General features: G+C 58.2%; 17 protein-coding genes. 7 read left to right on the plus strand and 10 right to left on the minus strand.

Annotated features, from left to right (window positions below):
- Positions 1–40: 40 nt before the first annotated feature.
- The 4 genes from C444_RS19345 to C444_RS19360 all read right to left on the minus strand — a co-directional run bounded on the left by C444_RS19345 (position 41) and on the right by C444_RS19360 (position 7,125).
- Positions 41–2,593 carry a GcvT family protein gene (locus C444_RS19345; protein ID WP_004594784.1) on the minus strand — a complete coding sequence of 851 codons (2,553 nt, stop codon included), beginning with the start codon at positions 2,591–2,593 and terminating at the stop codon, positions 41–43.
- Between the two features lie 294 nt (positions 2,594–2,887).
- The gene (locus C444_RS19350) at positions 2,888–3,268 is read right to left on the minus strand and encodes a hypothetical protein (protein ID WP_004594785.1); all 381 of its coding nucleotides are present in this window, start codon (positions 3,266–3,268) and stop codon (positions 2,888–2,890) included.
- A complete protein-coding gene (locus C444_RS19355; protein WP_049909634.1) occupies positions 3,265–4,404 on the minus strand; it encodes an SRPBCC family protein in 1,140 nt (379 codons plus the stop codon). The genes C444_RS19350 and C444_RS19355 overlap by 4 nt, the downstream gene beginning before the upstream one ends.
- Before the next feature lie 147 nt (positions 4,405–4,551).
- Positions 4,552–7,125 (minus strand): GcvT family protein, encoded by a 2,574-nt coding sequence (locus tag C444_RS19360; protein ID WP_004594787.1) that lies wholly within the window; start codon positions 7,123–7,125, stop codon positions 4,552–4,554.
- Between the two features lie 369 nt (positions 7,126–7,494).
- Here C444_RS19360 and C444_RS19365 point away from each other — a divergent pair, with 369 nt between their 5' ends.
- The 3 genes from C444_RS19365 (at position 7,495) to C444_RS19375 (ending at position 10,716) form a co-directional block, all read left to right on the plus strand.
- Entirely contained in the window at positions 7,495–8,451 is a 957-nt protein-coding gene (locus tag C444_RS19365; RefSeq protein WP_004594788.1) for a succinylglutamate desuccinylase/aspartoacylase family protein, read from the plus strand.
- Positions 8,452–8,589: 138 nt separating this feature from the next.
- Positions 8,590–9,777: a hypothetical protein gene (locus C444_RS19370; protein ID WP_004594789.1), complete on the plus strand. Its 1,188-nt coding sequence runs from the start codon at positions 8,590–8,592 to the stop codon at positions 9,775–9,777.
- A 78-nt stretch (positions 9,778–9,855) separates the two neighbouring features.
- The gene (locus tag C444_RS19375) at positions 9,856–10,716 is read left to right on the plus strand and encodes a methylenetetrahydrofolate reductase (protein WP_004594790.1); all 861 of its coding nucleotides are present in this window, start codon (positions 9,856–9,858) and stop codon (positions 10,714–10,716) included.
- A 292-nt stretch (positions 10,717–11,008) separates the two neighbouring features.
- On the opposite strand, the gene C444_RS19380 is transcribed toward C444_RS19375, so the two are convergent.
- Positions 11,009–12,385, minus strand: a complete 1,377-nt coding sequence (locus tag C444_RS19380; RefSeq protein WP_004594791.1) for an aminomethyltransferase family protein — start codon at positions 12,383–12,385, stop codon at positions 11,009–11,011.
- Between the two features lie 237 nt (positions 12,386–12,622).
- Positions 12,623–13,120 (minus strand): dihydrofolate reductase, encoded by a 498-nt coding sequence (locus C444_RS19385; protein ID WP_004594792.1) that lies wholly within the window; start codon positions 13,118–13,120, stop codon positions 12,623–12,625.
- A 249-nt stretch (positions 13,121–13,369) separates the two neighbouring features.
- Between C444_RS19385 and C444_RS19390 the strand changes: the two genes are divergently transcribed.
- A complete protein-coding gene (locus tag C444_RS19390; RefSeq protein WP_004594793.1) occupies positions 13,370–13,645 on the plus strand; it encodes a hypothetical protein in 276 nt (91 codons plus the stop codon).
- Positions 13,646–13,818: 173 nt separating this feature from the next.
- On the opposite strand, the gene C444_RS19395 is transcribed toward C444_RS19390, so the two are convergent.
- From C444_RS19395 to C444_RS19410, 4 genes are all read right to left on the minus strand, one after another.
- Complete coding sequence (locus tag C444_RS19395; RefSeq protein WP_004594794.1) at positions 13,819–14,472, minus strand: helix-turn-helix domain-containing protein; 654 nt, start codon at positions 14,470–14,472, stop codon at positions 13,819–13,821.
- 633 nt (positions 14,473–15,105) lie between these two features.
- Positions 15,106–16,206 (minus strand): carbon-nitrogen hydrolase family protein, encoded by a 1,101-nt coding sequence (locus C444_RS19400; RefSeq protein ID WP_004594797.1) that lies wholly within the window; start codon positions 16,204–16,206, stop codon positions 15,106–15,108.
- Positions 16,207–16,305: 99 nt separating this feature from the next.
- Entirely contained in the window at positions 16,306–17,541 is a 1,236-nt protein-coding gene (locus C444_RS19405) for an MFS transporter (protein ID WP_004594799.1), read from the minus strand.
- A 564-nt stretch (positions 17,542–18,105) separates the two neighbouring features.
- Complete coding sequence (locus tag C444_RS19410; RefSeq protein WP_004594800.1) at positions 18,106–18,888, minus strand: IclR family transcriptional regulator; 783 nt, start codon at positions 18,886–18,888, stop codon at positions 18,106–18,108.
- A gap of 528 nt (positions 18,889–19,416) precedes the next feature.
- Between C444_RS19410 and C444_RS19415 the strand changes: the two genes are divergently transcribed.
- Genes C444_RS19415 through C444_RS19425 form a run of 3 tightly spaced genes read left to right on the plus strand, consistent with a single transcriptional unit; the run spans position 19,417 to position 22,730 of the window.
- Positions 19,417–20,514 carry a sn-glycerol-3-phosphate ABC transporter ATP-binding protein UgpC gene (locus C444_RS19415; RefSeq protein WP_049909654.1) on the plus strand — a complete coding sequence of 366 codons (1,098 nt, stop codon included), beginning with the start codon at positions 19,417–19,419 and terminating at the stop codon, positions 20,512–20,514.
- 1 nt (position 20,515) lies between these two features.
- On the plus strand, positions 20,516–21,316 hold the full coding sequence (locus tag C444_RS19420; protein ID WP_004594802.1) for a creatininase family protein: 801 nt from the start codon (positions 20,516–20,518) through the stop codon (positions 21,314–21,316).
- Positions 21,317–21,371: 55 nt separating this feature from the next.
- Entirely contained in the window at positions 21,372–22,730 is a 1,359-nt protein-coding gene (locus tag C444_RS19425; RefSeq protein WP_049909655.1) for an ABC transporter substrate-binding protein, read from the plus strand.
- Positions 22,731–22,739: the final 9 nt, after the last annotated feature.

Consider the following 22,739-nt stretch of genomic DNA (forward strand, 5'->3'; position numbering starts at 1 on the left):
GGGCCTTATGTCAAAGTTGGTGGGTCAATGCGCTGTCCTGTCATCTGATGATTCGTTCTCGGCCGGGGTCGAACAGCGGTTCGTCACGCACCGTCGCGTCGTAGGTCTCGCCCTCACACTGTATCTGGACTGAGGTGCCGGCCTCGGCGTATTCGGTCGGGACATACGTGTATGCAATCGACTCGTCGATGCTGTAGCCGTAGTTTCCAGCCTGTACGTAGCCGATTGCGTCGCCGTCTTTCAGCACCGGCCGTCCGCTCAGCATAATGTCCGTCGAGTCGTCGAGCGTGAGCGGCGTGATCTTGCTGTCGATACCCTCGCTTCGTGCTGTCTCCAGCGCCTCCTTGCCGATGAACTCGGTGTCCATGTCGACGGCGAAGGGCAACCCGGCCTCGAAGGGGTTCGAGTCCGTGTCGATATCCGTTCCCCAGAGGCGGTAGCCTTTCTCTAACCGCATGGAGCTGAGTGCGCCACCGCCCATCGGCCGGACACCGAGGTCCTCGCCAGCGTCCTGCAGCGTCTCCCAGAGCCGCTGGCCGTACTCCGTCGGGGCCCACAGCTCCCACCCGAGTTCGCCGACGTACGAGACCCGCAACGCGATGACCGGCACGTCGCCGACGTACATCTGTTTGGCACGGAAGTACGGGAAGCCCTCGTTGGTCACGTCCGCATCTGTACACCGCTGGAGGAGGAGCCGCGCGTTCGGCCCCCAGAGGCCGATTGTGGACTTCGCACCCTCCTCGACGTGGACCGACACCGTCGCGGGAGCCTCGTCTTCGAGGTGGCCGCCGTGGATGCCGGGGGAGTTCCCGCCGCCGGTAGTCACCATGAACTCCTCGTCGTCGAGTTTGACCACAGTGATGTCTGCAAGGATGCCGCCACCGTCGTTCAGCAGCAGCGAGTACCGGACCTGGCCGACATCGAGGTCCATATCGTTGCTACAGACCCGCTGGAGGAACGCCTGGCTCCCCTCGCCCTCGACCATGATCGAACTGAACGTCGTCATGTCGAACATCGACACCTTCTCGCGGGTGTGCAGATGCTCCGCGGCCTCGATTTTTGAGCGGTTGATTCCCTGCCAGCCGTCCTGGTCGGGAATCCGCTCCTCGTACTTCCCGACTAAGTCGGCGTTCGACTCGTACCACTGTGGCGTCTCCCAGCCGCCGCTCTGGTAGAACTCCGCGCCGAGTTCCTTCTGCTGGTGATAGAACGGACTCGTTCGGAGTTTGCGGTGGTCATCGGGTTGCCACCGCGGCTCGACGATGCTGTACACCTGCTCGTAGCGCTTGGCCCCGCGGTCGACGAAGTAGTCCTTCTCGCCCGCATGCGGTTCGAACCGCCGGACGTGGATGCCGCCGGTATCAACCGGGCCGGACGGCAACCGCGGAACGCCGTTCTCCATCCACTCCGCGAGGATGCGGCCGTAGCCGCCAGAATGGGTCCACCAGATAGCTAGCCCGGTCCAGAGACCATCGACCTGCGCCGTCTCGCCGACGGCCGGCATCCCGTCGGGTGTGAAGACGAAGATACCGTTCTCGGTAGCCTCGTATTCAACGTCCTGCGTCGCCGGCAGCAGTTCGTCGAAGGCTTGCTTCGCGGACTTGTCCCGACCACGGTGGGTCGGCGTCTCCCAATGTTCTTTCGTGAACCCTCTGACTGACGCCTGGTGTTCCTCGGAGTTCTTCCCCATCGCTTCGGGGTCGACCGAGAGCGTCTCGTGGTTGTAGGACCCCATTCCGAGGGCATCACCGTGGGTCCGGAAGTACAGCGAGTGGTCCTGGTCGCGGCCGACGGGCTGGTGTGGCCCTTCGCTCATGTACTCCGCGATGGAACGGTCACCTGGAACCTCAAGGCCTGTCGTGTTGTCGCCGACGGAGGTTTCGGTGTCGGCGAGTTCGTCCATCGGTTCGGTGACCACGTACTGGTGCTCTACCGGGGCAATCGGGAGATCGAGCCCGGCCAGTTGGCCGGTCTGGTAGCCCCAGTTGTTCGTCGCGATGACCGCTCGCTCGCAATCGATCCGGCCCTGATCGGTCTCGACAGCGTTGATTTCGCCGCCCGAAACGTCCAGATCGGTGACTTCGGTGTTCCCGTAGAATGACGCAGAAGAGTGCTCCATGTACCACTGGAGCGCGCCGATGCCGTCGACGCGCCCGTCGGTCGGCGAGTAGTAGCCGCCGAGGATTTCGTCCTCGTCGACCAGCGGGAGGTGCTCGGTAACTTCTTCGGGTGAGAGCAACTGCGGTTCCGGCAGTCCGTAGGAAGTCGCCCACTCGACGCGCCGGCGGAGGAAATCCATGCGCTCCTCGCTGCGTGCCACTTCGATGCCTCCGACCTCATCGTAGACACCGGCGTCCGAGAGCAGTCGGCTGGTGTAGTGGGCGGCCTTCGTCTGTATCTTCGACGGCGACGTTTGGAACATGATGCCGGGCGCGTGGACAGACGAGCCGCCCGTTACCGGGAGTGGGCCCTGATCAATGACGGCGACGTCCTCCGCACCAAGCTCCGTCAGGTGGTACGCGACGCTACACCCGACGGCTCCGGCACCGATAATAACGGTATCCGCCCGAGATGGGGGAGTCTCTGTGCTCATGTATCTCATTCGGGACTGCTTCTGTCACAGGTATAAAAACATCGGTGGCCCGAATATCTGTTTAGCCGATTCCAGTAGTAAGGAGCCTCTATGATGCACACATACCAGAATTAGGATTCGAGGTACGACGATTCGAAGCGCAGATAACGCCGAACCTCAGCATTCTACGCAGCTTACAGTTTCTGGCAGACGACTGAAGCTACTGGCTACTGAGAGCAAATGTGACTGCTGCTGTAAGTGAGCGAACAAGTAGCTCTCGGAAGAAATCGGACCGATATGACGGTCAGCGGCCCGTCAGACCGGCCGGATGTGATCGGCGCGTGGTTCCCAAATTGATCCGCTCATACGTAGTTCGTACACTTCGCTCAGCGTGTCCCCGACGGTCCAGCCCTGTTTGCTCATCGCGGCGGCGAGAACCCCTAGCGGGACGCCGTTCTCGAAGTAGTCGTCTAACTCCCGGATGACAGCGTCGATACTGTCCGAGGCCGGGACCGAAGTGACTGCTGGATGCTCCGCGAACACCCATTCGAGATCCGTGTCGATCAGTTCCTGTTGGCGTCGATAGGACGCAATCACCTCGTTCGCCGTCGACGCTTCCACGCGGGCACCTGTCTCGGTGGCTCGAGCGACGAACGGCACGTCCGCTCGCTGGTCTGTCTGTGACGCCGACGTCAAGCTTCGTAGGCCTCCTGTGCGAGCCGATGCAGTTTGTGGACGGTGTGTTCGTTCGGACCCAGTTGTGCCTGGGCGAGCGCCCCGGACTGCAGCCCCTCGTACTGGCGTTCGACGAGTTCGAAGTCTTCCTCCTGTAGCTGTCGGCTCGTCTGGACGAACTCCTGTTCCGCGTCGGTCATCTCCGCGTCGCTGAAGTAGTAGTCAGCGATTAACTGGAACCGCCCCTCGTCGATCGGGTCGATAATGTACGTCCCGTACCCGTCGGCTGTGCCGTACATGTTCACCGTGAAGTTCGGCCAGAAGTAGTAGAACTTCGCCTCTTTCTCCTGGTGGATGCGCAGTTCGTCGTCGACATCCTCGTCGTGGGTGTAGTGGAGAATCCAGTGGTAGTCGTTGACTTCGAGGTTGGACTCATCGAGTTCGATGTCGGTTATCCAGTCCTGGTGGTTCGCATGACAGTGATCGCATTCGGAGTAGTTGCCCGCGAACGTCTTCCAGTTGCAGTCGACTTCCGACACATACCGCGCGGCGTGTTCGTACTCTTCCAGGGGCATGTCTTCCAGCTCCGTTTTCAGCGTCCCCGCCTGCTCGGCAAGTGGCATCGGGTCATCGGCGAAGTTGAGGAAGACAAACGGTCCGATCCGGTCAGTCTGGACCTCGTTGAGTCCGTTTTCGCTGGCATCCAGACCGCAGACATCGTCGTCATCGAGCTCCGGGTTGAGCCCCGCCTCCTTGAAGCTCTTGGGTGTACTTTCGAGGTCGCCGTCCAGGTCATACGACCACATGTGATACGGGCAGCGGATGCGACCCATGTTTCCGGGGTTGGTCATGGGCGTCTCCTCGACCATCTTCGAACCGCGGTGTGCGCAGACGTTGAAGAATGCGCGTATCTCGTCGTCGTGGTCGCGGACGATAATCACTTGCTTGTCGCCGATAGTTCGCGTAAAGTACGCTCCAGCCTCCGTAATCGCGTTCGCGTGTCCGGCGTACACCCAGTACTGGCCAAATATTTTCTCTTTTTCGAGTTCATGTACTCCTGGGTCTGTGAAATATTTCGCCGGAAGTGCGTTATTTTCGTCAGTTATGTCGGGGCTTACTGCCATAACATCATCGCTTTGCTGACTCCAACTTGTCATGCGTATATATCCCCAATTGCCAGACCCATCATCGTTGACTATGGATAGCACACATGTTTAAATAACACTGAAAGGACGCTGAAATACTTGCTCCAATCGAAAAAAGAACGGCCCGCAGTCAGGGAATCTGGCGTTCGCTGTCCAGTGTCAGGAAACCAACGGTTCCTCACGGACGGTCGCGTCGTACCGCTCCCCTTCGTAGAGGATTTCGACGCTGGTGCCCGGTTCAGCGTACTCCGGCGGGAGGTACGTGTAGGCGACACACGCACCTTCGGTGTAACCGTACTCGGCGCTGTGGAGATAGCCGATGGTCTCGTCGCCGTCGAGGACCGGCTTGTTGTCCAGCACGACAGCGTCCTCGTCGTCGAGGGTCAGACAGGCGACTTTGTGGTCGATGTTGTCGCCGTCGGCGGCCGCCGCGACTGCCTCCTTGCCGATGAAGTCGGTTTCGAGGTCGACAGCCCAGCCGAGGCCGGCCTCGTAGGGGTTGTGCTCCGTGTGGAGATCCTTCCCCCAGAGGCGGAACCCTTTCTCGATTCGCAGGGAGTTCAGCGCGCCGTTGCCGTACGGGCGGATGCCGTACTCCTCGCCGGCCTCCATGATGTGTTCCCAGAGGCGTTCGCCGTACTCCGACGGGGTGTAGAACTCCCAACCGAGTTCGCCCGCGTAGGAGACCCGAAGCGCGGTCACCGGGATGTTCTTGATGAAGAACTGCTGGCTCGTGAAGAACGGGAAGGCGTCGTCCGAGAGGTCGACATCGGTGACCTTCGAGAGGACCTTCCGGGCGTTTGGCCCGGTACAGACCATCGCCGCCAGGCTGGAGGTCACGTCGTTGACGACGACATCCTCGGGTGACTGCTCGCGCACCCACGCGACGTGGTTGTTCCCGACTTCGCGCCCGGTCGTCAACAGGAGGTAGCGGTCCTCGTCGGTCCGGGTCACGGTGATGTCCGCACGGACGCCGCCGCCCTCGTTGCACATCAGCGTGTACTTCACGTCGCCAACGTCGATGTCCATGTCGTTCGTACAGAGGTACTGGACGAACTCGCCGGCGTCGCTTCCGATCACCTCCATCTTGTTGAAGGAGGTCATGTCGTGGAGGCCGACGTTCTCGCGGACGTTCAGCGCCTCAGCACCCTCGATGGGCGACCAGTACTTTGCCTCCCAGCCCTCGCGGTCGGGGATCTGGTCACCGTACTCCGCCAGCAGGTCGGCGTTGGAGTCGAACCAGTGTGGTTCCTCCCAGCCGGCCTCGGCCCACAGTTCGGCGTCGTACTTCTTGTGGGTGTGGTACATCGGGGTTCGGCGGATGTCCCGCTGTGTGTCGGTCCAGACCCACTTGGGGTGCATGATGTTGTAGACGATGCGGTACTCCTCACCGCCGATATCACGGGCGAAGTCCCAACTGCCCTCGTGGTCGTCAAAGCGGTTCACGTCGCAATGGGCGAGGTCAATCGGGCCGTCGGGGAGCCGCGGCTCGCCGTGTTCCATCCACTCGGCGAGCGCCTTGCCAGCACCGCCGGCGTGCGTGACCCAGATGGCCGCCGCCGTCCAGAGCCCGTCGTACTCCTGAACGGGACCCATCACAGGGAGTCCGTTCGGCGACTCCGCGAACATCCCGTTGTACTTGTGTTCGAGTTCCTTGTCGGCCGTCGCGGGGAGCAGTTCGTCGCTGGCCTGTCGCGGGGCCTTGTCCGGCCGGTCCGGATGCGTCGCGTTGTCCATGTGGTAGTCGGTGAACTCATGGACAGACCCCTGCTCGCCATCCGGGTCGTTCCCGCCGAGGTCCTGCGGATCGGGCACGATGGGCTCGTGGTTGTACGAGCCGATGCCGTAGGAATCCCCGTGATTGCGATAGTACATCGCGTTGTCCTGGTCGCGGAGAATCGGCCGGTCCGGACCGACGAGGAGCCGCTTTGCTTTCTCCCCGGAAACGTTCTCGTAGTTCTCGAACAGCGGGTGGTCGGTGATATCGACCGCGCTTTCGGCCAGTTCGTCGAGCGATTCCGTCATAGTGTACTGGTGCTCCACCGGCGTTACCGGCAGGTGCACATCGAGTTTCTCGCCAAGCTGGCGGGCCCAGATGTTCGTCGCGACGACGACCTCGTTACACTCGATACTGCCGTTTTCCGTGACAACTGCCTGTACTTCGCCGGCCTTCGTTTCTACGTCCTCGGTACGCGTGTGCGGGACAAATTTCGCGCCTCTGTCCATCGCTTCCCGGGCCAGTGCGTCACACGCGACAACGCCCGAGACCTGCCCGTCTGTCGGCGAATAGTAGCCGCCTTTGATCTGGTCAGCGTCGACCAGCGGGAGATGCTCGGTGACTTCCTCGGGGGAGAGCAACTGCGGGTCCTCGATGCCCCAGGCCTTGGCATACTCGACGCGGCGCTGGAGGAAGTCCATGCGTTCCTCACTGCGTGCGACTTCGATGCCGCCCGTTTCGTTGTACGCCTGGTGACCGTCCGCGCCTTCGAGGTCCGAGTACAGCCGGCGGCTGTAGTCCGCGAATTGGCTGAGTACCTTCGGCTCAGCGGTCTGAAACATTATTCCGGGGGCGTGCGTCGACGATCCACCCGTGGTCGGCATCGGTCCCTGATCGACCACGACCACGTCTTCTCGGCCGAGCTCTGTCAGCTGGTAGGCGATGTTACAGCCGACGATCCCAGCACCGACGATGACGGTATCGGCCTGGGTCGGCAGGCTATCGGTAGGCTCCATAACTCTGGGTAGAACGTGCTATGGCGTGGCAATATAGTTACCGACTGGCCCACTCTCTTTGTAAACTACAACTGGGTTGTCATGTCGTGTTTCAAAATAACAGGAGTACCATTGTTAACAGATTTGGGTCCCCTGTAGTGATTGTCGCCTCCGTTCAGAGACGGCGAATAGCTTCCAGCAGTCTAATTGTATTGTCAAGTTATGTGTTACCAGCTCTCAATAGTGTTTTCCACACGGTGCTTTCACACCGTCGACGGTCGCTGTATCGACCACTGTTTCTGCTCTGAGGGGGAAACTCAGTACTGCGCTATATGCCTCAGGGATGCTTCCACTCCTAGCGTTTTTATCTGTTCGTCGCCGGGCATTAATATGGACTATACCGCTGTCACGCACACGACGACTGACCGACGGCTCGGGAGACTCCCGTCAGGACGAGACGTGTCCGTGACTGTCCACCGGTACGTCGGCGGCCCCGGGCCGACAGTGTATATTCAGGCGGCACAACACGGCATCGAACTCAACGGCCCAGCCGCACTACGGCGGCTACACGACCGTCTGACCGATGCAGCCATCGCCGGGACAGTACGCGTCGTCCCGGTAGTGAACCAGCTCGCGTTCGACCACCGGTCGTACATGACTCCCGGCGAGTACGACGTGATGAATCCGAACCTGAACCGCGTGTGGCCGGGCGATGAGCGTGGAAGCCTACAGGAACAGTTTGCCGCTCAGCTGTGGGAACTCGTGAAAGACGCGGACGCAGCGGTCGATCTTCATACCGGCACGGCAGACATGCTGGAACACGTTCGGTGTAGGGTGGGCGACACAGACGCCGAGCGCCTCGCCGAAGCGTTTGGGACGTCCTACAGGCTTACCGACGGACCCGAGAACACAGGCGACGACGGCTCTGGCGGGACGTTCCGCGCTGCGGCTGCAGAAGCTGGGATTCCGGTTATCACTGCAGAACTATCGAACAGTCGCCGGATAGCACAGGACGCGGTTGCGGCGGGTGTCGACGGGATACAGAACCTCCTGCGCGAGCGGGCAGTCCTCCCGGAGGAACCGGAGTCGAAGGCGTCACAGACAGTACTCCGAAACGATGGGGAGCCGGTCACCGCATCGGAATCAGGACTGTTCGAGTGTCGGTCAGATATCGCTGTGGGAGATACTGTCGACGCCGAGGAGCGACTGGGGACGGTCTACGAACCCTCCTCGTTCGAGCAACAACAGGTCGTCTCGGCGACAGAACGAGGAGTGATATTCTCGCTTGCCAGGGAGTCTGTCGTCGTGAAAGGAGAGCGTCTCGCAGGTATCGCAACACCGCGATAACCGAGACGTATTCGCGAAGCCGCCCGCGGGCACTGTTTCAGACGTGTGTTGCTAGCCGCAGTTTTGGGGAAGTTTATAAATGGGTTCGGTATTCCACACCTATCTCTACACCATAACGTGTCATAGTCACTCAATGACATGGGACTTCACACCGCTTTCACGGCGCTCGCGGAGGTCATTGACGCGTACGAATCCCGCGGTCGGTCTATCGAGACCGTCGAAGCATCGCCGGCCGACACCGGTGATGCAGTCCTTGATGTGACGGTGGCAATGCCGGTCTCGCTGCGTTCCGGCGGCGGCGCTGATGCGGGACTCACGCCGGAGACGGCGAGGCTAACCGGCAGTGGTGACCTCGAAGTCACGTTCTCACCGTCGGCCACTGAACTCCCGTCGACCGCTGGTGCCTCACTGTCGATAGATGATGCCTCGGCTACGGTTACTGACGACGGCTTGCTCCTGACGGTACAGTTGACAATCGACGCCACAGTTGCGCCAGATGAGGCAGCCAGCGTCGACTGTGGGCCTGACCAGGGTGACTCTAGCGACACAGCGACAGCTAATACAGTGAGTTCGGCTGGCACCGACGGTGGTCTCTCACTCACTGATGCTGATATTTCGGAGTCAGAATCTGTCAGTGAGGGAGGCGACGGTTCACAGGAAAGCCCACAGTCAGACGGCCCGGCTACTCAGTCTGGTCGCGAGACCGACTCTGGATCCGACCCGTTCGCCGCCGTCCGCGACGACTCCGTACCACCGTACGAGGACACCGACTACCTACAAGCACTGTACGACGAGTGCGACAACTTCAGAGAAATCGCCGAGCAGATACAGATGGACGTCTCCTCCGAGACAGTCCGACGGTACATGATAGAAGCGGATATCCACGTCCCGAACTCGTACGACACCTCCAGTGACGACGAGGAGGAACCGTCGGTCAACTCAGGTACCTCGGACGAAGAGACGAGCCAGTCTGAGGCTATGGATCAGGACGGGCAGGTCGATCCGGTCGAGCCTGTGTCGGCGGAATCAGCCGCGTCCGTCGACGAGTCGGTTGAGGAACTTCCAGACGAGCAACTGGTCACCGACGGGATTGGACTCCCGCCTGCTGTCCAATTGCAGGACGTCGCGGACGCAGTCGTCGAATCAGACACGGTGTACGAAGTCCAGCGATGCCTGAGTCTCGACCGCGCCCAGACACGGGACCTGCTGGAGGAACTCAATCTGTTAGATCTCGTCCTGTGCCGGCTCGCAGACGAACCGGATCACGCTGTCTCCTACGGGACTGTGGCCAGTCGAATCCAGCAGTGTGCGCCTCACAGCGCGTGATAGAAGCGATATCTTATAAATGGGTTCGATGCCCCACCCACAGAGAAAAGTACAGGTACGCCTTATCTCTGGCAACTCATGGCCCTCGGAACACGCACTGTCTCAGATAGTCAGGGAGTCCGCACGCTGCTGACGAGCGCCCGGTTCGAACTGATGCCGTTCGAGAGCTTCGACGAGGAGATCACCCATCTCCCCGACGATGCGACTATCGCGATCACGACCTCGCCACAACTCGGCATAGAGAAGACCGTCGAAAAGACGGAGGAAGCCGCCGAAGTGGGGTTCGATGTCGTGCCACACATCGCGGCCCGCTATGTGGAAGATCGGGAGCAACTCGAAGCGATAGCCGAGCGACTGGAACAGGCAGGCATTACGGACATCTTCGTCCCAGGTGGAGACCGCGAGGAACCGGCCGGTGAGTACGAGTCAGCACTCGATATGCTCGAAGCGCTTGCAGAGACAGAGTACTCCTTCGAGGAAGTCGGCATCACGGGTTACCCCGAGGGCCACGATTTCATCGACGACGAAACGTTGGCGGAGTCGATGGCACAGAAAGCACCGTACGCGACGTACATCGTCACGCAGTTGTGTTACGACCCGGATGCCGTGTTAGAGTGGGTCGAAGACATCCGTGCTCGTGGTATCGAGCTCCCGGTGGAAGTCGGTATCCCGGGCGTGATGAACTACCAGCGATTGATGCAGATCTCTCAGAAGGTCGGCGTCGGTGATTCGATTAAATTCCTCCGGAAGACGACGGGCATTCTCGGGTTCGTCAAGCAACTGGTTGGCTCCCGCGGGACCTACGAACCAGACGAACTCATCGATGGCCTCGCGCCCTACGTCGGGGACGACGAGTACAACATCCGCGGCGTCCACATCTACACCTTCAATCAGACGCCCGACACGGAGAAATGGCGGCACAATCGTCTCGACTCTTGAAACCGACCTGCTTACTGTCCAGACTCGGGACACCCAGCTACAAGTAGCCCGTTTTCGACCGTCCCACTGGCAGAGACTGCCAGCGAGCCATACTCTGGCCAGAGATCCCCAGCGCAGCCCAGCAAAAAAACGTGAATCGATATTTTCCGGGCAGTAGCACCTATACGACCGCGAACTATAGGAGAGAGCGGCGTAGGGCCCCAACGGTATCAGTGAAAACCGGGCACGGCAATCGGGCCGTAAAAGATCGGCGGACGACAAATTGGTGTGTGCTGGGACAGACGGAGTGGGATCAGTCGTCGCTTTCGGCCTCTTTCCGGGCGTTGAGCTTCGCCTGCTCACGGGCGCTCGGGTTGACAGACTCCTTGAACGGCACCTTTGCGGCGGTGGCGAACACCGGTTCGCCGGGTTCGTCGGCGTACTCATCGGGGAGATGGACCTGGAACTCTAAGTCCAGCTCCTCATCGTAGATATCGTCGTTGAGCGGCGTGTCGGTGACCTCCTGAATCTTCTCGGCCGGGACGAATCCCATCCCGATGTTCGTTTCGAGATCCGGATTCCACCACGGAGAGGTGAGGTAGCCGCATTCCTCGCCCGTGTCCGAGTCGGAGATGAGCCAGAAGTCGGGGGCGTAGTCACGGATCGGTTCGCCAGCGATCTTCAGGCCGATGAGTTTGTGTTCGAACGGATAGTTGCCGTTCTCGATCTGTTCTTTCTGTTCTTCGAGAACCTCTTTGCCGATGTAGTCCGCTTCCTTGTCATCAGGGACGTGATACCCGAGGTTGACCTGGAACGGCGAGGTCTCATGGTCGAGGTCCTGACCCCAGGACATGATGCCGGCGGCGATCCGGCGGTGGTGACCAGGTGCGATCTGGCGACCGTCGTGGTCTTTGACGGACTCCATGACGGGGTCCCAGACCCGTTCGGCGTTTTCCATCGCGTCTTTGACGTAGATTTCGAAGCCTTTCTCGCCCGAGAAGCCGGTCTGGCTAATCAACACTTCACAGCCGTCAATCTCGGCCTCCATCAGACCGTAGTAGGGCACGTCTTTGACCTCGTCGCCGACGACGTCGACCATCACGTCGAGCGCCCTCGGGCCCTGGATCTGCATCGGTGCCACGTCGATCTCGTCGATTTCGACGTCGAAGTCGTTGTCGACGTTGACGCCCTGTAGCCACTGCATCAGCGTCGAGTCCGAGATGGAGAACCAGAACTCGTCTTCCTCGGGGCGGAGCAACACTGGATCGTTCAGGACGCCACCGTCTTCATTGCACAGGATGACGTATTTCCCGTCCATGGCGTCCATTCCTGTCACGTCGCGGGTGACGACGTAGTTCGTCAGCGCCTCGGCGTCGGGCCCTTTGACCCGGATCTGTCGCTCTACGGCGACGTCCCAGAGGGTGACGGTGTTAGTCAGTGCGTCGTATTCCTTCATCACGCCGCCGTCCTCGGGCTCGATGAGGCCGCGCGGGTGATAGAGGCGGTTGTAAACGGTTGCCCGCCAGGCACCCTCCTCGTTGAAGGACTTGTGGAAGAACGGGGACTTTCGAACGCGCGTTGACACCAACATCTCGATGTTGGGGTCACCAGTCTGGCGGAGGTTACGGGGGACGGTCCGGTCTGACTGGTCGACACTGGGATAGTTAGGATGTTCCTCGTTACCGGTCATGCCTATGAAAGAAGATGTGAAATACTAATAAAAGATATTGTTACTTGCTTCTGGGGTTTATATGCGGGGGAGACTTCGCTGGCAGTGACGATACTCTGAACCGTTGTTTAACAGCTCCAGACCATGAATATTCAGCAGAATACGGTATCGTGTTACTCGACTGAGACTGGTGGCTGTAGTACAAAACGACCGGCACGGAGCACGACCGAGCGGCCGCTGTGCCTGCTCGGACAGATATCATTCCGAGTCACTGCTGGTTCGGGTGTATTTGACGATATCGAAGTCACTGTGTGTCGTTCGGTCCGTCTCAGTCCAGCACGACCAGTCGACTGTCGGGAACACGGTATCGCCATCGAAAGCCGCTGTTAGTTCGGTGAGGATTAGCTCGTCGGCCTGTGGGAGAAACTGCTTGTACACAGTAGCACCGCCGATGACGTACGCCGTAGATGCGTCACTATCGGCCGCTTCGGCCAACGCCGCCGTCGTCGAGGTGACAGCCGTGACGTTGTCGGGAAGTCGATGGGGCGTCGTGGTCAGAACAATGTTCAGTCGCTCCGGCAGCGGGCCACCAAGCTCACGCCGAATACTCTCGAAGGTCCGCCGCCCCATAATCACCGGATGACCGATAGTCGTCTGTTTGAAATGTGTCAGATCCTCGGGAAACTGCCACGGAATGTCGCCGCCGGCACCGATCACTCCGTTTGCCGCGACGGCGGCGATCAGCGAGAGTTTCATACGTATTTCCTTGTCGGGTCGCTGGTAATAACTCCTCCCAGTCAATAAGTCTGACCACCGCTCAAAACAACGTGCCAATCCCGCTGCCCGAGCTAAAGACGCGGTTTCAAGGATACCAAGCCCCATTCGGGTACTATAATCTTGCTTTTTAGCTCTGAATCAGTGATTGGTTGCTACACCAATGCTAGCCCGGACCTTGATAGCGTATCTCGCGCGCGACTTATGAGGGTCTGCCATATAAAATGCCGTATGGATACGATTACTCTGTCACCCGGTCCCGCCGCTGCTCAGGCATTCCGCTTAGGAATTATCGCGAGCGCGGTCTGTGGACTAGCCGGAATCGCGACGTTGTACTGGCTAGGCGTCCTGACGCCGGTCTTTGCTGGATACGTACTCGTTCTTCTGTTCCCCGTGTATCTCGTCTTCGCCGCAACAGCGTTGAGCGTGTGGTTGGGATACAACAAGGACGCGACAGCGTTACGACCGGTCTATCGGCAACAGGAGTCGAGCGGACGATCAGAGTGAATATCACTGTTAGGTAGATACAAAATCTATCTCGAAGTCTCTATTTTTGGCAGTTTTGTTGACACACTCTAGAATATAGTTTCAAATATCGGTTCGATGTCACGGGAGCCGCTTTAACTCGGTAAAGCGATTGTGAGCGACATCCGAGCGCTTCCAATGGTGTCTCTGTGAACTCACTCTTCCCTGTCAATTATTGTTGCCGCAATGAGGTTCCGCATTCCCCGCCGGAGCCGGCCGCTCATCGCTGTCGAGGACAGTCCGATTTCGGCGGCGACTTCGTTCAAGGAGATATCCCTAGGTTCTCCGAAATAGCCGTTTTCGTATGCGGTTGTCAGTGCGGTCCGCTGTTCATCGGTCAACCCGTACGACGACTCACCGCCGGTGTCCGTGTTTCCGTAGATTTCGATGATATCGAGCGAGATGTCGTTCTCGTTGGCATACTCCCAGATCGTATTGAGCGCTTCGCGGTCAGGGAGCAGGAGTCGGACGAGCCACCCGTTGCCCTTCGTCTCTGTATGGACGAGAAAACCGTTGACATCGGTAACGACAGAGCTGATGAGTTTCGTTTCGGGAGTGTGTTCGATGTAGTATATGCCGGTCTGGTCGGTCCAGTCGACGAGTTCGTAGCTCTGGACTGTCGGATCGACATCGAGCATCTCTTCGAGTCGGTCTCTGTCACGATACTTGATGAGGAATGGAAACACAGTGGAGCCCGGATCGGTATTCCCCTGCGTGATGACACGGATCGCTATGTCTTCGAGGTTTTGTAACGTTGGAACCAGAGCGAGGCGTTCGTGTTCGATGTGTATTTTCGTCGTTATTGACATTTTGTGGGAAGGAGATTACAATCGAAGCGTCAAAGACGAATACCGGTTCGACAACGGAGCGTCGTCACCATCTGTGAACTGCTGTATGTACGCGGGGTCTCCACGTCAATGTTTACATGCACAGGTGCACACACGAGGGCAAAAATAAAAAGCTGACTGCAGTCCCAAATAGCTCCTATCGTATTAGCGAGAGTGTATTTTCACTAATGAGAATGATTCGACGGATACAGTCTAAACAAGGAAGAAACGTAAAACAACTTAGAAATTTTATATCATTTAACCATTCAATTCGGCGAGCAGCACACGTATCTATCGGAATCTGCATTAACAACCATTTATAATTATCTGTAATAAATACCCGTAATTATCCCGCAATGAGCTTAGAAGGCTGTACCCAGTATATTATATTGATATGAGTGAACCACAAAACCGTTCCACCGCGGATAACAAGTTCTCAAACGACGATTTCTATCTACCAGCAGTTGCGCTGCCACCGAATTTCAGTCGTATCGAGGCGGTTGTTTCCGACCTCTTCGACTTCCACGGTGTCGTGCTGATTCCGGATAGTTACAATAAGTAATCCGAGCGTCCAGTGTTGTACAGTCTACTCGGGATCTATCGAAGTATTCGTGGTTAGTCTGTCAGTTTGTCAGCGACCGCTTCGACGGCCTCGACAGGAACGTCGTACTCGTCGGCGACCGCTTGTGCATGTGCTGCCGAGAGTGAACCGTTTCCAGCGACTGTGTTTTTGCTGGGCTCTCGAGGCTGTGATGGCCCCAACGTCTCATCGCTGATGGACAGGCTCACTGCGTCCCAACGGGTGTAGTGCCCCATTGCATCGAAGTATGCCTTTGTCGCCCGCCGTTCGTCATCCCGGAACTCTGCAGTCAGGAGCCCCTCTTCGCCGACTAGCGGACCGGCTTTGACGATCCCCGCCGGATTGATGAGCATGCTTCCGCCCGCAGCGACGTTGAACCCGAGTTCATCCTCGGAGAAGCCGTCTGGAACAGTGTCGCTCATGTACGCCGAACACGCAGCGACGAACGACTGGGTTTCGAAGGCGTACTCACGCATCGCGGGATAGATATCACAGGTATCCACAGCGTCACTTGTCTCCGCTCTAGTCTTGTCCCCCGGATGACCATGCTGTTCCCAGAAGCCGGGCCAGACAGCGGCGTGTATCTCCTCACCCATTGTAGTCAGCGCCGCCTTCGAGAGCGTCATGTGGTTCTCATAGCAGATGAGCCCGCCGAGTCGGCCGACATCTGTTTCGTAGGTGGCTATGCTCGATGGGTCGCCGCGACCCCAGATGGCACGCTCCTCGTGGGTCGGCATCAGTTTCCGGTGGCGACCCATCAGTTCCCCGGTACTGTCGAAATAAAACAGCGAATTGTAGAGCGTCTCGCTGCCCTGCCGGTCACTGATTTCATTCGTCCCCAATACGAGCGTGAGGTCGGCTTCTGCGACTGTCTCGCCGAGTATTTCGATAGCCTCGTCGTCAACATGGAGACTGTTCTTCTGGAGATCCACCATCAGGTCAGTCCATCTGGAGATAGAAACACTGCCCCGCCAGTATGGATATCCTGGGAAGTACGTCTCCGGGAAGACGACAATATCTGCGCCGTCCCGGCCCGCCTGCTCGATATACCGGCATGTCTTGTCCAGCGTTCCCTCCTTGTCGTGGTAGACAGGCTCTACCTGCGCGGCCGCGAGTGTGAACGATTCGGCTGGCATTCGTTTACAACTCATAGGCCAGCATCAAATCAGTTGAGCCGATATCTTGGGTCGCGGTCATAGAACCGTATCGTGAGAGACGGGGTTGAGCGCCCTATCCTACTGGCGTTCCGGTTCCGGAGCCTGCCAGGCGACGATTATACCGGCGATGGCAACCGCGCCTGCCAGTAGAAACGCCGGTTCAAATCCAGCTCTGTTCACTACGGCTCCACCGGCAATCGGTGCAACAAACGCCCCCGCGAGGCCGATACTAGTCTGGAATGCGACCGCCGTTGCAGCGACACGCGGGTCGACGAGTTCGCGGACGTACGTAAACGAGAGACCAAGCGTCAACTGGACCGCAAACCCGATCAACAGGAGGACAGCAATGAGGAGGGCCAGCGAGCGAAACCGCGTAAACCCGAGGAGAAGCGGAGCGGCGAGACCAAACGACCACAGCACGACTGGGCGCCGTCTACCGTCGAACACCCGGTCCGAGATAAGCCCGCCGCTGATTCGAGAGAGTACCCCCACAGCTGGGAAGACGGCCACAACAAGCCCGCTCACTGCCAGCGAGAAGTCCAGTCCCTGCGTGAGGTACGACGAACCCCAGCTGTTCACGAACAGGTATAGCGCGTAGCCGAGAAAGCCGAGGACACCGACGAGCCAGACGCTGGGGCTCCGGAGCACTGCCCCGAATTCCCGCAGGGACGGGGCATCGCCGAGACTCCCACCGTGCCCGCGGCTCGCCGGCCAGAAGACGACCAATCCCACGAGTGCGGGGCCAATAAATGCCAGAAAGACAGCCGGCCAGCCGAACCGGTGTGCGATGAGCGGCCCCGTCCCCTGTCCGAGTGCGAAGCCGACCGGTCCGCTCGCGGTGAAGATGCCGACTGCTGTTGCCCGGTGAGGGCCGTCGACAGCCCGGCTCACCATATCGATACCGGCGTTCCAGACGACGACATACGCGGCTCCCCCCAGTACGCGTGATGCAATGATTGCCTCGTACTGGCCACGCCGACCGGCTCGCCAGCCCCACACCCCGGCGATGAGTAATATGCCCACCGCAAGGGCCATCGCAGTTCTCGAATTAGTCCGGTCCAGCGCAGCACCGGCAGGGAGGCTGACGACGACAGCGGTCCCGAACATGACTCCGACCAAGAGGCCGGCGGCTGTTGGCCCGACCTGTAGTGACTCCTGAATGAGCGGTGTGACGCTTGCAGGGACTATTTCGTAGGCAGCCAGTCCCATCGAGATCAGACTCGCACCCGCCACGAGCCACCACGTCGAGTTGGCTGTTCGGACAGTCTCAGCAGTGGGATCCGAAATATCGGAATCAGTAGCCTGTGGTGTCATTCTGTGAAGGGAAGTCGTTTGGTCATGGCAGTGTGTACTGGTATCGGAACTGGAAGTGAAAAACGCAGTCAATTCGAGTAGCAAGCGCTTGGCGAGCGGGGCCGAAAAACACCGGAAGAACTGCTCTGTGAGGAGCGGTAACAATGAAGGCTCACTATGTACAGATGAAATAACAGGGCGTATTGAAACCATATGACCTGAATCGACCGATACAATACAGTAGTTACATAGCGTGGTTTGTTGTGAGTGGAAAATCCGCACGACGCCAGCATGCAAACAGGGCGAAAGATAGATACACATATCCTCAGGCATAGATGCATATAGTCTGCCCTATGACGGTATATACCTATTTTAGTTTGGTTTTCCACTTATATCGGTAGCTAGCTCGTTATCAACCCATATTTATATTACCTCGGCCGAGAAGCAATCAAAATTCGGTAGACAGGTATGAAGATGAAGAAATCAATAACAAAAGGGTGAAGTTCGAAGACAAAATATGCAGGGGACCGACGGTATTTTGTTGTTCTATCTGTGGTCCGTACCGTTACAAAATCGGATTCCGGGCTAACCGTCTATCGTACTGTATTCGTAGTACTGGCTTCGGACTTCGATTTCGTTTTTCGTATATCGGAGCATTTCCAGCAGGTTTGCCATATATCTGGAGGTGAATCTATCTCTGGGCCCAGTGATACCGAGAGACACCATAACCTCCTGTTCGTCGTTGAATATCGGGACAGCGACACCTCGGACACCCCGGAGATGCTCCTCGTCGTCGATCGCATAACCCTGGTCACGGATCCGCTCAAGGGCCGTCTCGAGATCGGATCGAGATGATAACGTGTTATCAGTCCCTTTCGGAAGACCATGGTCGGCAACGATTTCGTTTCGTTTCTCCACCGGAAGATGTGCCAGAATAACCTTGCCCAGCGATGTCCAGTGCATCTCTGTGTGATTCCCGATTGGGATTTCGTCGCCCGCAGCCTTTCCGCCCGAACTTCTGTAGAGGATGACCCGCTGGCCGTTCTCCTCGATACCGGCACCAGCAATCTCGCCGGTTTCTCTGCTGAGTTCTTCGACTTTATTCCGAAGCAGTCGACCGATATCCAGTCGCTGACGAACACTGCCCCCGAGCTCCAAAAAGCGGAACGACCGGCGATACTGCCCGGATTCCTTGACAACGAAGTCCCGCTGGACAAGGGTATTGAGATGAATGAAGACAGTACTTGTAGGGACGTCAAGGTGAGACGCAAGATCTGAAAGACCGACTGGTTCAAGTTTTCCAAGGGCGGCAAGGATATCCAGCGTCGTCTCAACCGCGTTGATCGTTTTGTTGTTTTGTGAGGGCATGGATGCGCTTTTTTCTGCAGAGTGAAATAGATTCCGCCGAGGGACAAAATTTTTCCAATCAGGTTGAAAACGGGCATTGTACTCTGTTCTGAGCTATTCTAACAAGGGTACGGATGTTATTTTCAGTAGTTTCGCTCCTCGCGTTGAGTGGCAACATTCATCATGATCTTGTGGGGTGTGGTCCCCAGCACCTGATTCAGCAGTTAGAGGTACTTTAACGTCGGTTTGTGTCATTCGAGTGTTTCGTACGAGCACGACGAGTGGCTTTCAATCTCATTGAAAGGAATTGGAACGCTCTGATAGCCCGTTTTCTACGAAGTAGTAGGTCTCTGCTCCGGATTCTGTATCATGGTATGGAATTGTACCTCTCGATTTGATCCTTTCCCCCGGTTCAGAACCGCTGGCTACGCAGTCATGCCGGACGTTACCCGACAATCGCCCCGCTGGTTTCGATGTGATTGGTCTGCCTGACTATGCCAGTACTACCAACATTTATTAATGATGGTTGCGATGCTTCTTCTACTCGGTATGAGCGAAGTTACACTATCAAACGTCAGCAAGGTATACGACGACAACGTCCTTGCAGTCGAAGACCTATCTCTGGCCGTTGAGGATGGGGAGTTTGTCGTCGTTGTCGGACCGTCCGGGTGTGGCAAGTCGACCACACTTCGGATGATCGCCGGGCTCGAAACCGTCACCGACGGTGAGATCGCCATCGGCGAGGACGTCGTCAACGACGTTCGTCCACAGGACCGGAACATTGCGATGGTGTTCCAGAGTTACGCCCTGTACCCACACATGACCGTGCGCGAGAACATGTCCTTCGGGCTAGAGCTGTCAGGCGAGTACGATGATCAGATCCAGCAACGCGTGACAGAGGCTGCCGAACTGCTGGAGATCTCAGATCTCATGGATGACTTACCGAAGCAGCTCTCGGGTGGCCAGCAACAGCGCGTCGCGCTAGGGCGGGCTATCGTTCGCGATCCGGAGGTGTTTCTGATGGACGAACCGTTGTCGAATCTCGACGCGAAGCTGCGGACCCAGATGCGTACGGAGATCCAGCGGATCCAAGAAGAGCTGGACGTGACGACGATTTACGTCACGCACGATCAGACGGAAGCGATGACGATGGCGGATCGGATCGTGATTCTCAATCAAGGTGAACTCCAGCAGGTTGCGCCACCGGAACGCTGCTACGATGAGCCCAACAACAAATTCGTCGCGGGATTCATCGGGTCACCGTCGATGAACTTCTTCGAGGTGAGTGTGACAAATAGCGGTGGGCGTACGACATTCCACTCACCAGATGTCGAGTTTACGCTCAACGCCGACATTCCGGATGGAGAGTACACGCTGGGCGTCCGTCCAGAGGATTTTGTCGCCGGAGACGCCGGATCATACATCGATACGGTCGTGGACGTCGTCGAGCCCATGGGTTCAGACAATTTCCTCTACCTGGAGACTGCAGGCGGGTCGAAAGAAGTCATAGCCAGGGTGGATAGCGAATACCGCCCGGAACGGGGCGACGAAATCGCGCTCGGATTTCATACAGAGGATATGCATCTATTCGGTCCCGATGGCGAACGAGTGGAACTGAACCAGCTACAGCGGACAGAATCAGCGTAACATGTTGTACGATACTATCGGTCGGAAAGAAAGCGAGTGGGCTGGAATGACGGCGAGTCAGATCCGAAATGTCGGCAAACAGCCGGGCTCTGTTCTCGTTATTCCCGTTGGGAGCGTCGAACAGCACGGGACCCACCTCCCGGTTGTCACTGACACACTCCTGGTCGAAGCAATGGTAGACACTGCTATCGAGCGTCTGGACGACGTGCCTATCCTCGTAACACCGCCGGTCTGGAACGGGTTCTCGCCACACCACCTGTCATTCGGTGGGACCCTGTCACTCGAGTTCGCACACTTGCAAGCGACACTCGAGGATATCGCACATGCTGGTATCCAGAACGGATTCGATGCGGTGCTGTTCGTCAACGGACATGGCGGGAACAGTTCACTCATCGACGCCGTCGTGAGTACTGTGGGCGTAGACACTGATGCGGAAGTACTCGGAACGACGTACTTCCATCTGGCATCAGATAAAATCGAGGAACTCCGAACGACCGAGGCAGGCGGGATGGCCCACGGCGGTGAGTTCGAAACATCCCTCATGCTTGCGCTGCGACCAGACCTCGTTGGCGATCCGGAGGTCCGCGACGGCGAACCAATGGACGAACACTACAGATGGGGTGGGCAGGACTTGCTCGACGGGGGTAACCTCGCGGTCTATCGGTCGTTCGACGAGTATTCCTCGTCCGGGGCCATCGGGACGCCGAAGCAGGCGAGCGCGGAGACAGGTGAACGAATTCGTTCGGTTATCGGTGACGAACTCGCGGCCCTTATGACTGCGATACACGAGCACAATGCGTGACCAATGAGCGACACAACACAAAGAATTATGTACATGGAAATAAGTGACATTAATGATGCAGCCCGATAACAACGACAGGTCTGTCGAGGACAGTATCGACCGCCGACGACTCCTCCAAGCACTCGGCGCAGGCGGCACCATCGCCATCGCAGGGTGTAGTGGTGACGGTGGGAGTGGCGGTGACGGCGGTGATGGTGACAGCGGGAGCGGCGGTGACGGCGGCGACGGCAGTACGCAGAGCGTGCAATTCCTCACGATGGGCGTCGGGGACAACATCAAGCAGTTCTTCGAGGAGAACAACGCGGCCTTCGAGGACGAGCATGACGTCGATGTCGAGTTCACCAGCGTTACGTGGGACAACGCACGGCAAACTGTGAACAACCGTGTCGACGGCGGCGAGGCACCCGATGTCAGTCGGTGGCCGGCGCGCTGGATCCCCCAGCTCGTGGGCAAGGACGCACTGGAACCGCTTGACGACATGATGGACGGGGAGTTCGGTGCGCAGTTCTACGACGGTGTGGCCGAGGGGACGATGTACAACGGCTCCCACTACGGCGTGCCGTGGGCCGCCTCAAACAAGTGCCTCTACTACAACAAAGACGTCTTCGAGACGGCGGGGCTCGACCCAGAAGACCCGTCGCTCGACTCGTGGCAGGACATGCTGGATGCCGCAACACAGATCCGCGACAGCGATGCGAGCGTCCCAGCACTGGGCCTTGCAGGGGCCGACGCAATTGAAACCGGGTCACAGTACTACCACTACCACTGGTCACACGGCGCGGACCTTGTCGACGATGAGGGAATGCCGGTAGTGAACTCCAGTGGGGCTGTCGACGCCCTCTCGTTGTACACCGATCTCCACCTCGAACACAACGTTACCCAATCGTCACCGCTCTCCTCGACTCGGCAGGACATCCGACAGCTGTTCGAGAACGGTGATCTCGGGATGGTTATCGGACACGTGTACACGGGACTCAACATCACCGCCGCAAAGGAGAACGGTGAGGTCGACTTCGACTACGGTATCGTGCAGGTGCCGCGTGGCCCAGAAGGCCGGTACAGCCTCTTCACTATCGACACGCTCGCCATCCTGAGTCAGAGCGAACACAAGGACATCGCCCGGGACCTGATTCGGTTCTACTTCGATGAGGAGCGGCGGTTCCAGTACTCGAAGCAGAAGGGGTTCCTCCCTGTCGTCGAAGCCGTCGGCGAGCGATCGTACTTCTCGGATTCGGAGAACTGGGGGCCGTTCGTCGAGGCGGGACAATACGCTCGTGCCCGGCCGAAGCTCAGTAACTTCAGCGAGTTCAACGACCGAATGGTCCAAGCCATTCAGGAAGCACTGGCGGACCAGAAATCACCGCAGAAAGCGCTCAACGATGCCCAGAGTGATCTCGAAGATGCCATGGAGTGACAGACAGGG

This window comes from Haloarcula japonica DSM 6131, assembly GCF_000336635.1.
GTDB classification, from domain to species: Archaea; Halobacteriota; Halobacteria; order Halobacteriales; family Haloarculaceae; genus Haloarcula; species Haloarcula japonica.